The organism is Ensifer canadensis (genome assembly GCF_017488845.2).
Classification (GTDB): Bacteria; Pseudomonadota; Alphaproteobacteria; order Rhizobiales; family Rhizobiaceae; genus Ensifer; species Ensifer canadensis.
The window spans coordinates 296851-309383 of the sequence record NZ_CP083370.1; the positions used below are offsets into that span (position 1 = coordinate 296851).

16 protein-coding genes are annotated in these 12533 nt (G+C 61.6%); 14 read left to right on the forward strand and 2 right to left on the reverse strand.

Annotation, left to right across the window (positions count from 1 at the left end; genetic code table 11):
• Position 1 precedes the first annotated feature (1 nt).
• The 13 genes from flgF (at position 2) to fliP (ending at position 8967) form a co-directional block, all read left to right on the forward strand.
• The gene (gene flgF, locus J3R84_RS01440; RefSeq protein ID WP_025425915.1) at positions 2–727 is read left to right on the forward strand and encodes a flagellar basal-body rod protein FlgF; all 726 of its coding nucleotides are present in this window, start codon (positions 2–4) and stop codon (positions 725–727) included.
• Positions 728–745: 18 nt separating this feature from the next.
• Complete coding sequence (gene fliI, locus J3R84_RS01445) at positions 746–2146, forward strand: flagellar protein export ATPase FliI (protein WP_025425916.1); 1401 nt, start codon at positions 746–748, stop codon at positions 2144–2146.
• Positions 2146–2703, forward strand: coding sequence for a hypothetical protein (locus J3R84_RS01450; protein ID WP_025425917.1), 558 nt, complete (start codon positions 2146–2148; stop codon positions 2701–2703). The genes fliI and J3R84_RS01450 overlap by 1 nt, the downstream gene beginning before the upstream one ends.
• Before the next feature lie 173 nt (positions 2704–2876).
• Positions 2877–3257, forward strand: coding sequence for a flagellar basal body rod protein FlgB (flgB, locus tag J3R84_RS01455; protein WP_025425918.1), 381 nt, complete (start codon positions 2877–2879; stop codon positions 3255–3257).
• A 5-nt stretch (positions 3258–3262) separates the two neighbouring features.
• Positions 3263–3682, forward strand: coding sequence for a flagellar basal body rod protein FlgC (gene flgC, locus J3R84_RS01460; RefSeq protein WP_025425919.1), 420 nt, complete (start codon positions 3263–3265; stop codon positions 3680–3682).
• Positions 3682–4023, forward strand: coding sequence for a flagellar hook-basal body complex protein FliE (fliE, locus tag J3R84_RS01465; RefSeq protein WP_025425920.1), 342 nt, complete (start codon positions 3682–3684; stop codon positions 4021–4023). Before flgC ends, fliE begins: the two co-directional genes overlap by 1 nt.
• Positions 4024–4034: 11 nt before the next feature.
• A complete protein-coding gene (gene flgG, locus J3R84_RS01470) occupies positions 4035–4823 on the forward strand; it encodes a flagellar basal-body rod protein FlgG (protein ID WP_025425921.1) in 789 nt (262 codons plus the stop codon).
• Positions 4824–4840: 17 nt separating this feature from the next.
• Positions 4841–5353, forward strand: a complete 513-nt coding sequence (gene flgA / locus J3R84_RS01475) for a flagellar basal body P-ring formation chaperone FlgA (protein WP_025425922.1) — start codon at positions 4841–4843, stop codon at positions 5351–5353.
• Positions 5350–6465: a flagellar basal body P-ring protein FlgI gene (locus J3R84_RS01480; protein WP_025425923.1), complete on the forward strand. Its 1116-nt coding sequence runs from the start codon at positions 5350–5352 to the stop codon at positions 6463–6465. The genes flgA and J3R84_RS01480 overlap by 4 nt, the downstream gene beginning before the upstream one ends.
• Positions 6462–6998 carry a MotE family protein gene (locus J3R84_RS01485; RefSeq protein WP_025425924.1) on the forward strand — a complete coding sequence of 179 codons (537 nt, stop codon included), beginning with the start codon at positions 6462–6464 and terminating at the stop codon, positions 6996–6998. The genes J3R84_RS01480 and J3R84_RS01485 overlap by 4 nt, the downstream gene beginning before the upstream one ends.
• Positions 6995–7705: a flagellar basal body L-ring protein FlgH gene (gene flgH, locus J3R84_RS01490; RefSeq protein ID WP_025425925.1), complete on the forward strand. Its 711-nt coding sequence runs from the start codon at positions 6995–6997 to the stop codon at positions 7703–7705. Before J3R84_RS01485 ends, flgH begins: the two co-directional genes overlap by 4 nt.
• An 18-nt stretch (positions 7706–7723) precedes the next feature.
• On the forward strand, positions 7724–8221 hold the full coding sequence (locus tag J3R84_RS01495; protein ID WP_025425926.1) for a flagellar basal body-associated FliL family protein: 498 nt from the start codon (positions 7724–7726) through the stop codon (positions 8219–8221).
• Positions 8222–8229: 8 nt separating this feature from the next.
• Positions 8230–8967: a flagellar type III secretion system pore protein FliP gene (fliP, locus tag J3R84_RS01500; RefSeq protein WP_203527671.1), complete on the forward strand. Its 738-nt coding sequence runs from the start codon at positions 8230–8232 to the stop codon at positions 8965–8967.
• Positions 8968–9252: 285 nt separating this feature from the next.
• On the opposite strand, the gene J3R84_RS01505 is transcribed toward fliP, so the two are convergent.
• Positions 9253–11178, reverse strand: coding sequence for an O-linked N-acetylglucosamine transferase, SPINDLY family protein (locus J3R84_RS01505; protein WP_051509153.1), 1926 nt, complete (start codon positions 11176–11178; stop codon positions 9253–9255).
• 42 nt (positions 11179–11220) lie between these two features.
• Entirely contained in the window at positions 11221–11487 is a 267-nt protein-coding gene (locus J3R84_RS01510; protein WP_128090457.1) for a hypothetical protein, read from the reverse strand.
• A gap of 84 nt (positions 11488–11571) precedes the next feature.
• Between J3R84_RS01510 and J3R84_RS01515 the strand changes: the two genes are divergently transcribed.
• Positions 11572–12492: a flagellin N-terminal helical domain-containing protein gene (locus tag J3R84_RS01515; protein WP_107026826.1), complete on the forward strand. Its 921-nt coding sequence runs from the start codon at positions 11572–11574 to the stop codon at positions 12490–12492.
• Positions 12493–12533 lie beyond the last annotated feature (41 nt).

A 12533-nucleotide genomic window follows, 5' to 3' on the forward strand; every position in this document is an offset into this window, starting at 1 on the left:
CGTGCAGACCGGTCTTTACGTTGCGATTTCGTCGCAGATGGCGCTTGAAAAGCGTCTCAATACACTTGCCGACAATATCGCAAACTCGGGCACCGTCGGTTTCCGCGGCACGGAAGTGAAGTTCAACCAGATGCTCGGCGATACCAAGCCGACCAAGGTTTCCTACGTCAGCAAGGGCGAAGAGTTCCTCAATAGCAGCAACGGTTCGCTGACGCGCACCGGAGGCATGTTCGATTTTGCCGTCAAAGGCGATGCCTGGTTTCAGATCGACACGCCCTCGGGTCCGGCGCTGACGCGCGACGGTCGCTTCACGCTGACCGAAACCGGCGAACTGGTCACCATTCGCGGCTATCCGGTTCTCGACGCCGGCGGCGCGCCGATCCAGATCAATGGCTCGGGCGGCGACGTGACCGTCGGCGCCGACGGTGCCCTGCACCAGAACGGTGTCGCGGTCGCCTCGCTCGGCCTCTACCAGGCCGACTTCAGCAAGGGCTTCATGCGCCTCGACAACAGTGCGGTGCTTCCGGCGGTACAGCCGGAACCGGTCGTCGATCGCTTCGATGTCGGCGTCATGCAGGGGTTCCTCGAAGAATCCAACGTCAACGCCATCGCGGAAATGTCGCAGCTGATCATGGTCACCCGCGCGTTCGACAACATCACCGCGCTGATGCGTGACAGCGAAGGGTCGCTCGACGAAGCGATCAAGACGCTCGGTGGCAGCCGCTAAGGCGTGACGGGAAACGGTATGGAACGCGAAGGCCTGAAGACGAGCGCCGCATCGACATCGCTGGCTGCCCTTGCCGGCCTGGTCGAACGCTACGCCAAACCTGAACATTCGATTGCGCCGGGCGGCCACGTCCAGACGATCTCTCCGGGCCACTATACGGTGACCGGCCTGTCGCGACATGTCCGGCTCGGCGATTTCGTCGCGCACAAGAGTTCGACTGGAACGCATCTCGGCGAAGTGGTGCGCGTCGAGCCTGAACGCGTGGTCGTCTGCCCGATCGAGCCGGGCGATCCGATCGGCATCCACGATACAGTCATCCGCAAGGGCGCCTTCCGCATCGCGCCGACCGACCAATGGTGCGGCCGGGCGATCAACGCGCTTGCGGAGCCGATCGACGGCCTCGGTCCGCTGCTGCAGGGCGACGTCCGCCGCTCGATTTCCAACACGGCACCGCCGTCGATGACCCGCAAGCGTGTGGAGCAGGGGTTCCGCACCGGTGTGCGGGCGATCGATATCTTTTCGCCGCTCTGCCTCGGACAGCGCCTCGGCATTTTTGCCGGTTCCGGTGTCGGCAAATCGACGCTGCTGTCGATGCTTGCGCGCGCCGATGCCTTCGACAAGGTGGTCATCGCGCTGGTCGGCGAACGCGGCCGCGAAGTGCGCGAATTCATCGAGGACACGCTCGGCGACAATCTTTCCAAATCGGTTGCCGTTGTCGCGACCAGCGACGAAAGCCCGATGCTGCGCAAGATGGCGCCGCTGACCGCCGTCACCATTGCCGAGCACTATCGTGACAACGGCGACAACGTGCTGTTGATCGTCGACAGTGTCACCCGTTTCGCCCATGCGATCCGCGAAGTGGCGACCGCATCAGGCGAGCCGCCGATCGCCCGCGGCTATCCGGCCTCGGTCTTTACCGAATTGCCGCGCCTGCTTGAGCGTGCTGGTCCCGGCGCTGAGGGCGCCGGCACCATCACTGCGATCATCTCGATCCTGGTGGACGGCGACAACCACAACGATCCCATCGCCGACTCGACGCGCGGCATTCTCGATGGGCACATCGTGCTCGAACGCAGCCTGGCGGAAGAAGGCCGCTATCCGCCGATCAATCCGCTGGCGTCGATCTCCCGTCTGGCACGCAAGGCTTGGACGCCGGACCAGGAAAAGCTGGTGTCGCGGCTGAAGGCGCTGATCCACCGCTTCGAGGAAACGCGCGACCTGCGCCTGATCGGCGGCTATCGCCCGGGTGGCGATCCCGATCTCGACATGGCGATCAAGCAGGTGCCGGTGATCTACGACGTGCTGACACAGACGGCGAGCGAGCCGCCGACGCAGGATGCTTTTTCCGATCTTGCCGGTGCGCTGAAGGCCGCGGCAATGGGCAATCAGCCGGGTGCTGCAGGGATGAGGCCGAGGTGATGGGTGTGACCGACTACGACGCCGACGAAACGATCCGCCAGCGCAAGCGCGAATCCGGCATGCCGATGATCGACAAGGCGCTGGCCGCAACCGGCATCATGCTGGCGGCCCTTGCGACCTTCTTTCCCTGGTACGCCTTTTTCAATCAGGACAAGTTCACGATGCCGCCGTTGTGGCAGGGCTCGACGCGTGATCTGCCGGAGAAGCCAGCGCGTAGCGTCCTGTCAGTATCGCCGTTGGCAATGTCCGATATGGACGGAGAAACCGTCGCGGCAATCGACCAACTGACGACGGCGACCGTTCCAAGCCTTGGCGGCGGCCCGGCCGTCGAGGGGACCGCTCCGAAGGAGGGGCTCGAGCAGCCATTCCCAGGCAAATCCGGCTTCAAGCTGATGCATGTCGCCAACGGTCGGGCTCTGATCGAGGATACGACCGGCATGTATATCGTGCGCATCGGTTCGATCCTGCCGGACAACAGCCGGCTGGCGACGCTTGAAGAGCGCGATGGCCGCTGGGTGATGATCACGTCGGGCGGCGAGGTCTACCAGGCCGACTGACCGGCCCCCATTTTCCGATCGTTCTTCTCCGTTGCGGGTTCGTCACTGTCCGCAACGGATAATGTCCTGCGTGTTTTGGATGCGTTCCGGCATCAGCACCAAGCTCGTTTCCGACGACAAGTCCCACGCAAGATTACCGACCTAGGTTCGCATCACCAAGCATGGAGCTTTTGATGCAACCGATTCAGCTTTTCGAACTCGCGTCCCGGCAGGCCCAGTGGCTGACCGTCCGCCAGAACGTGGTGGCCGGCAACATCGCCAACGCGAATACGCCGCACTACAAGGCCAAGGACGTCAAGCCGTTCGAAAGCGTGTTGGAAAGCACCGGCATCCAGATGGCCGCGACCCACAAGGCGCACTTCACCGAGAGCCTCGAAGCCTCGCAGGTGGCTGAGGTCGGCATGCTTGACGGCGTTCAGATCCAGCAATCCGGCAACAGCGTCGCGATCGAGCAGGAAATGATGAAGACCGGTGAGATCAAGCGCGACTACGAGCTCAGTGCCGGGCTCGTCAAAGCGTTTCACCGTATGATGCTCATGACGGTACGGAAGTAACAACCATGGATCCTTTGACTTCGGCCATGAAGGTCTCGGCCTCCGGTCTGCAAGCAGAATCGACCCGCCTGCGCATCGTTTCCGAAAACATCGCCAATGCACGCTCCTCCGGCGACGCACCCGGCGCCGACCCGTACCGGCGCAAGACCATCAGCTTTGCAGCCGAGGTCGACAGGGCCAGCGGCGCATCGCTCGTCGAGATCGAGCGGCTCGGCACCGATGATTCTGACTTCACCATCGAGTTCGACCCGGGCAATCCGGCCGCCGACGAGAAGGGCATGGTCAAGATGCCGAACGTCAACATCCTGGTTGAAATGGCCGACATGCGCGAAGCCAACCGCGCCTATGAGGCCAACCTGCAGACGATCAAGCAGTCGCGCGACCTGGTTTCCCAAACAATCGACCTGTTGAGAGCATCACAATAATGATCGACGCAATTAATTCTGTCGGCGCATTTTCGGTCATGAAAGAGGCCGAAGGTACCCGCCTTACGTCCTCTTCGTCGTCGGTCTTCGGTGCGGCCAGCGCCACCCCGGCGGCCCCGCAATCCCAGAGCTTTGCCTCGGTTCTCGGCGACATGGCGACCGACGCTATCGGCGCGATGAAGAAAGCCGAAGGCGCATCGCTCGACGGCATCCGCGGCCAGGCCAACACCCGTGAAGTCGTCGATGCGGTGATGAACGCCGAACAGTCACTCCAGACCGCAATCGCGATCCGCGACAAGGTGGTGACCGCCTACCTCGAAATCGCGCGCATGCAGATCTGAAGGAACGAGACATGAAGGCCCTTTCCATTGCCGCAACCGGCATGAACGCCCAGCAGCTGAACCTCGAAGTGATCGCGAACAACATCGCGAACATCAACACCACCGGCTACAAGCGTGCCCGCGCAGAGTTTTCCGACCTGCTTTATCAAACCGAGCGCGCCCAGGGCGTGCCGAACCGCTCCAACCAGGCGATCGTTCCGGAAGGTGCGATCATCGGTCTCGGCGTCCAGACGGCCGCCGTGCGCAACCTGCATATCCAGGGCAGCCTGGTCAGCACCGGCAACGACTACGACCTCGCGCTGGTCGGCCGTGGCTGGTTCCAGGTCGAAACGCCCGATGGCGAGACGGTCTATACCCGTGCGGGCGCCTTCAACAAGAATGCCCAGGGCCAGCTGGTGACGATCGACGGCTACACCGTCGTGCCGGGCGTCACCGTTCCGCAGGACGCCACCGAAATAGCCTTCACCAGCTCCGGCCAGGTAATGGTGCGCATCGGTAACGATCCGGCGATGCAGGAAATCGGCCAGCTGACGGTTGCCAACTTCGTCAATGAAGCGGGTCTCGAGCCGCAGGGCGAAAACCTGTTCAAGCAGACGCCGGCCTCCGGCGAGCCGATCGTCGGCACGCCGGCTGATCCGGGTTTTGCGCTGATCAAGCAGAAGTATCTCGAAGCGTCGAACGTCGATCCGGTCAAGGAAATCACCGACCTGATCTCGGCCCAGCGCGCCTATGAGATGAACTCCAAGATTATCCAGGCCGCCGACGAGATGGCGGCTACGGTGAGCAAGAACCTCAGATAACGGAAGAGGGGGCAAACATGACGTTTCGCCGAGCCGCAGGAATGACAGCTCAGAAGGACGGTTCCGCGCCAAGGGCGCGGCACGTGGTGGCGGGCATTTTGCTCGCCGCCGCTTTCCTGTCGCCTTCGGCAGGCTTTGCGGAACGGCTGACGGCAGTCATCCCCAAGCAGACGATTTACCCAGGCGAAGCGATCGACGCGAGCCGGGTCGAGATCGTTGATGTGACCAATCCCGATCTGACGGATGGTTATGTCAGGACGTTGAGCGAGATCGACGGCAAGGTAAGCAAGCGCACGCTGCTCCCCGGCCGCGTCATCCTGGCCTCCGCGCTGCGCGAGCAATATGCGGTCGAGCGCGGCTCCACCGTCCGTCTGATCTTCAGCAATGGTGGTCTCACCATCAGCGCGGCCGGTTCGCCCCTTCAGGACGCCGCGGTCGGCGATCTGATCCGGGCTCGCAACATTGATACTGGCGTTATCGTTTCCGGAACGGTGATGGCCGACGGCACGATACATGTGGTGGCGAAATGAAAATGCTTGCCTGCAAATGGTTCCTGACGCTGGCCGTCGCGCTGTCCACAGCGATGACGCCCGCCTTTGGCGCGTCGCGAATCAAGGACGTTGCCTCGCTGCAGGCCGGCCGCGACAACCAGCTCATCGGCTACGGCCTCGTCGTCGGCCTTCAGGGAACGGGTGACAGCCTGCGCGCGTCGCCGTTTACCGATCAATCGATGCGCGCCATGCTGCAGAACCTCGGCATTTCGACCCAGGGCGGAGAATCGCGCACGCGCAATGTCGCCGCCGTTCTCGTCACGGCGAACCTGCCGCCCTTTGCCAGCCCCGGCAGCCGCGTCGACGTGACCGTCGGATCGCTTGGCGATTCCACCTCCCTGCGCGGTGGTACCCTGGTGATGACCTCGCTCTCGGGCGCCGACGGCCAGATTTATGCGGTCGCGCAAGGGTCGGTCGTCGTCACCGGTTTCAATGCGCAAGGCGACGCGGCAACGCTCAACCAGGGCGTCACGACGTCAGGGCGCGTGCCGAACGGCGCCATCATCGAGCGCGAGCTACCGTCGAAATTCAAGGACGGCTTCAACCTCGTGCTGCAGCTGCGCAACCCCGACTTCTCCACCGCGGTCGGCATGGCCGCGGCGATCAACAAATATGCCGCGGCGCGATATGGCGGCCGCATCGCCGAAGCCCGGGATTCGCAGGCCGTTCTCGTCGAAAAGCCGAAGATGGCCGACCTTGCGCGGCTGATGGCGGAGATCGAGAACATCGTCATCGAAACGGACGTCCCTGCAAGGGTCGTCATCAACGAACGCACGGGCACGATTGTCATCGGTCAGGACGTGCGCGTCAACGAGGTGGCCGTCAGCTATGGCACCTTGACAGTGGAGGTCAGCGAGACGCCGACGGTGGTTCAGCCGCTGCCGTTCGCGCGCGGCCAGACGGCGATGGAGCCGAACACCACCATCGATGCTCAATCCGACGGCGGCACGGTCGCCATTCTCAATGGGTCCAGTTTGCGGTCGCTCGTTGCCGGTCTCAATAACATCGGCGTCAAGCCGGACGGCATCATCGCCATCCTGCAGAGCATCAAGACGGCCGGGGCCCTTCAGGCGGAGCTTGTCCTGCAATGATGAACATCGACCGCCTTCTCGGAAGATCCCGCAACATCCTGCTCGCATCGGTTGCCGTCGCGTCGATGCTGGCGATGCCCGGCGCCTTCGCCCAGGACGTCACCGCGCCGCCCGCCAGCAACGCCACAGCCAACGAAATCCAGCAGTTCTGCACCAACATCGCCGATGCTGCCCGCGACCAGCGCTACGTGCTGCAGCGCAAGGAACTCGAGGCTCTTCAGGCGAATGTCGACGACCGGATCGCGACGCTCGAAAAGCGGCGCGAGGAGTATGAAGACTGGCTGAAGCGCCGCAACGACTTCCTCAAGCAGGCCGAGATTGGCCTCGTCGGCATCTACAAGACGATGAAGCCGGATGCTGCCGCGGGCAAACTTGAATTGGTCCGTCCGGAGATTGCCGCCGCGATCGTCATGCAGCTGCCGGCGCGGCAGTCGTCGCTGATCCTCAGCGAGATGAGCGACGAGAAGGCCGCCATCCTGACCAACATCATCTCGAGTGCCAGCGATCCGAACACCTCGAAGGAACCATCATGAAAATGCGTCTAACGGCCATATTGGCCGCGGGCCTCCTCGCAGGATGTCAGAACCAGGCCATCAACGAGATCGGCCGTGCCCCCGCCATGAGCCCGATCGGCAGCGGTCTGCAATATACCCAGACACCGCAGCTGGCGATGTATCCCAAGGAGCCGCGCCATGTCGCCAACGGTTTCTCGCTCTGGAACGACCAGCAGTCGGCGCTCTTCAAGGATGCACGCGCGCTTAACGTCGGCGACATCCTGACGGTCGAGATCGCCATCAACGACAAGGCGTCGTTCGACAACAAGACCGATCGCAGCCGCAAGAACACCAGCGGCTTCAACATCGGCGCGAGCGGGCAGTCGGAAGCCAGCAGCTTTGGCTGGTCGGGTGACCTGAAATACGGCTCGAACACCAAGACCGAAGGCGACGGCTCGACCGAGCGGGCCGAAAAGCTCCAGCTGCTTGTCGCGGCAGTCGTCACCGGCGTGCTCGAAAACGGCAACCTTCTGATCAGCGGTTCGCAGGAAGTTCGCGTCAACCAAGAGCTTCGCATCCTCAATGTCGCTGGTATCGTGCGCACGCAGGACGTCGACTCCGAGAACGTGATCTCCTACGACCGGATTGCCGAGGCACGCATTTCCTATGGTGGTCGCGGCCGCCTGACCGAAGTGCAGCAGCCGCCTTACGGCCAGCAGATCATGGACCTGATTTCGCCGATCTGATCGGCAGGGAATGGCAAGATGGAAGAATTCGATACCGCCGCGCCCGTGAAATCACCGTCGAAGGTGATGACGATCGCCATCGTTGCCGTCCTGACGCTCGTCGCCGGCGGCGGCGGCTGGCTGGTCGGCGCCATGCTGGCGCCGCCGCCGCCCAAGGAGCAGGTGGAGGCGACCAAGGACACAGCTCCGAACGCAACCGGCGAGGAGGGCGTTCCGAAGATCGCGACGGAAGCCAACGGCGTCGTCCAGCTTGACCCGATCACCACGAACCTTGCCTACCCCTCGGAAAACTGGATCCGGCTCGAGGTGGCGTTGCAGTTCGACGGTGTCCCGGACCCGGCGATGGCCGAGCAGATACACCAGGATATCGCCGCCTATCTGAAAACCGTGTCGCTGCAGCAGATCCAGGGGCCGCGCGGCTTTCAATATCTCCGGGATGACATTCAGGAGCGGGTTGACCTGCGCTCGGATGGGCGCGTAACCAATGTTATGTTCAGAACCTTCGTCATTCAATGATTCGCTAAATGATCCGGCTCATCGCCTTCATAGTCGCCATGATGGCGATGTCCGGAATTGCCGGCGCCCTGAGTTTTCCCTCTGACATCCTGAACACGCCCATCGACGGATCGGCCGCCTCCTGGATCATCCGGACGTTCGGCCTTCTGACCGTTCTTTCGGTGGCGCCCGGCATCCTGATCATGGTCACCAGCTTTCCGCGCTTCGTGATCGCCTTTGCCATCCTGCGCACCGGCATGGGCCTGGCGACGACACCGTCGAACATGATCATGGTTTCGCTGGCGCTGTTCATGACCTTCTACGTCATGGCTCCGACCTTCGACCGCGCTTGGCGCGACGGCATCGACCCGCTGATGAAGAATCAGATTACGGAAACGGAAGCGCTGCCGCGCATCGCCGAGCCGTTCCGCGAATTCATGCTCGCCAATACCCGCGACAAGGATCTGCAGCTCTTCATCGATATAGCCAAGGAAAAGGGCCAGACCGTCGTCGTCAACGACAAGGTCGACCTGCGCGCCGTCGTTCCCGCCTTCATGATCTCGGAAATCCGCCGCGGCTTCGAGATCGGCTTCCTCATCATGCTGCCATTCCTGGTGATCGACCTGATCGTTGCCACCATCACCATGGCGATGGGCATGATGATGCTGCCACCAACGGCGATCTCCCTGCCGTTCAAGATCCTCTTCTTCGTGCTGATCGACGGCTGGAACCTGCTCGTCGGCAGCCTGGTACGCTCGTTCAGCTGACCAGCGAACCCGCTCCTCTTCGTTCTTTCAGCCTTGGCTTGTCGCCACGCGCCGTCTCCTGTGCGTGGCCGCGGCTGCTGCAGAAATATCCTCAAGTGTCATCGACCCAGGCACCAGCCGGTGAGTTTGAAACGTTGTCTTGCCCTTGTCGCGCTGTGTTTGATGCGCTGAGCTAAGCTGTAAGCAACGCGCCGGTTCTTGCGTAAAGCCGAACGAAAAACCCCGCCGGATGGGCGGGGTTCAGGAGGGTTATGATGTGCCGGCGGTTGAGCCCGCCTTCTGACTTTACTGTGCGAACGATCCTGTACGTACCGGCAGTGCCGGCACGTCGATGAGAGCAGGCTCCAATCCCTTCTTCGCGCGGTCGGCCATCGCCTCATAGGCCTGCTCGAGGTGGCGGCAGAAGCGTTCCGCATCAAAGAGCGGCATCTGCAGCCGGTTGTCGGCGAGCTTCTGCTTGTATTCGGCTACCTTGCCGCGGGTCTCGTAAAGGGCGATCGCCTGCCCCACATAGTCGTCGACATCGGCGGCAACGAGTTCCGGCACGCCGATTGCGCGCAGCAGGCTTTCGCTGACGCGCGAGGCGAAGTGCGTGCCCTTTGGCGTCAGCACCGGCAAGCCCATCCACAACTGCTCCGACGTCGTGGTGTGTCCGTTACAGGGGAAAGTGTCGAGGCCGAGGTCGGCGACTGGGATACGCGCCAAGTGTTGTTCGTACTCGACCTTCGCGCAGAAGATAATGCGTTTTGTGGCGATGCCGTAGCTCTGGAAACGCCGAAGAATATGAGCCTGGGCTTCCGGCTTGGGGCACATCAGCCAGAGAACGCTGTCAGGCGTCCTGCGCAGGATCCCAGCCCATGCCTTCATGGTTTCGACGGTGATCTTGCGGTTGGCGTTGAACGATGCGTAGACGAAAGCATCTTCCGGCAGGCCCGCTTGCGTGCGTGTCATCGCTGCCGGCCGTGGCCGGCCGGCAGGGTCGTTCGGCTGGTAGGTCTCGGGCAACCGGCAGAACCGCTCGTAGTAGTGGTCCTCGCTGCCATCGGGAAGGACGTGACGGTCGCCGATGATGTAGTCGAGATCGACGTTGACGGTGGTGCCGGGGAAACCGAGCCATGTCGCCTGCACAGGTGCGGTCTTGTGGTTGAGTATGGCAACGCGACTGTTCATCGTATGGCCCTTGAGATCGACGAGGATATCGATCTGCTCGTCGCGGATCGTCTGGGCGGCCTGCTCGTCGGAAAGGTTTTCGATGCGGACGATTTTGCCCCAGGTCTGACGCCCTTCGCCAGCAACGGCGAGGTGTTTCTCCGGCGTGTAGCAGAAGAGCGTCACGTCGAATTTCTCGCGATCATGCAAGGTCAGCACGGCTTGCAGGAGCTTCATCGTCGCGTGCGGTCCCCAGAAGTCGTTCGAAAGGTAACCCAGCCGTATCTTTTTGCCCCACACGTGCTGCATCTTGCGGCGTTCCTCGGGCAATGTTGGTGGGAACGGCTGATCAAGCGCAGCGGCCAGGCGGTTCAACTTTTCATCGCGGCACCAGTGCACATTGTAGAAAGGCGTTTCCGCGCGCAGAAATTTGCGGTTGGTCGCCTGGATCGCACGCTCCAGCGCCTGCGCATAGTTTTCGATTTCGTTGAAGTTGTTCACTTCCTGCATGAAAACGAGATAAGCCGACAGCAGGACCGGGTTCGATGGCGTCCGCCGGAACAGGTTGGTGACGATCTCGCGATCATCGTTGTTTCCGACATCCGACGTCAGCAGCTTTGCCGCCAGCACCTGGTGTTCCTGCCGCGCGCTCGCCGAGAGTGTCGATTTGAAAGGGCTGAGAATGTCGGCCTGGTCGCGCTTCAGGAACAAGGTCACGATGATGTAGGCAAGTTCGGGATCGGTCTTTGCCTGCTCGAGCAAGGGCCGGCCGAGGCTTAAGGCCTGATCATCATTGCCGCAGGCGAAATGCAGCTTCATGGCCTCGGCCAGGAAATGCTCCGAACGCAATCCGCCTTCTTCGCCGGCCAGCTGATAGGCTTGTGCAGCATCGCTCCGGAAGCCGAGCTTCAGCAGTACCTTTGCCAGAAGCGCATAGGTCTTGGCATCACGGGTAAGATCGAGCAGCTGATTGAGGGTATCGAGCGCCTCGGTGTACTGGCCTTTTTGATACTGCCGCGAAGCGGAAGAGAAGATGGTGTGGGCGTTCAAGGGAAGCTCCATGGGATAAGCGCAACCGTTGTCACCGCGCGAGCCTGTGCAACGTCAATGTTCCAGGGTGTTGTTTTGAAGCAGAAACCTTGCCCCAAGCGGGATTGCTGAGCGATTTGCGTATTGTTTGCCAATAAACGCGATGTCGATGAAGTCATTCGCGGGCGACGGGGTGGCGGCAAAGTAACGTGCCGTTAACCATAGGATTTTGCTTAGAAAATATCCTTCCGCCTTAATGAAATCGCAAGCTTTGGGAGGGATATTCACCTTCACATGACGGGTTTGGTTTCCTTCACTTGAGTGAGCGGAGCCGAGTGGCATGAAGCCGGTCCGTCATTGCCGGTAGACGTATTCAGTCCGGCATGTCCCCAACCGTGTAACCTTGTAAATTTGAGGGACAGTCTCATGACTTCTATTATGACCAACAACTCGGCAATGGCCGCACTCTCCACGCTGCGTTCGATCAATTCCTCGATGGAAACGACGCAGGACCGTATTTCGTCCGGCTACCGCGTTGGTAACGCTTCCGACAACGCCGCTTACTGGTCGATCGCAACGACCATGCGTTCGGACAACAAGGCCCTCGGCACAGTTCAGGACGCACTCGGCCTCGGCGCTGCCAAGACCGACGTTGCTTACACCGGCATGAAAGCCGCGATCTCGGTCGTCGACGAAATCAAGGCAAAGCTGGTTGCTGCCAGCGAGCCGGGTGTTGACAAGTCCAAGGTCCAGAAGGAAATCACGCAGCTGCAGGATCAGCTGAAGAGCGTGGTCAAGTCCGCTGGCTTCTCCGGCGAAAACTGGCTCTACACCGCTTCCGGCGCAACTGCTCCGGGCACGAAGTCGATCGTCGGTTCGTTCAACCGTGACGCTTCTGGCAACGTCAGCCTGACGACGCTCGACGTCGACACGACCAAGACCATGCTGATCGACGAAGCAGCAACAGCAAACGGCCTGCTCACAGACGCACTCAAGGACTCCACTGGCACGGCCATCGCCGGCGTCAGCGTTCTGACCCTCGACATCAGCACTGGGGTAACGGCAACGACACTGGCCAACTACCTCAGCGGTGTCGACACTGTCCTGAAGAGCATGACCGATGCCGCTTCGGACCTCGGCGCCGTCAACAAGCGCGTCGATCTCCAGAAGGACTTCGTCGACAACCTGATGGACTCGATCGAATCGGGCGTCGGCAAGCTGGTTGACGCCGACATGAACGAAGAGTCGACCCGCCTGAAGGCTCTGCAGACGCAGCAGCAGCTCGGCATCCAGGCTCTCTCGATCGCCAACAGCAGCTCGCAGAACATCCTGTCGTTGTTCCGCTAAGCGGTCCAGACACCGGCGACTTCGGTCCCGGACTGCAAAAC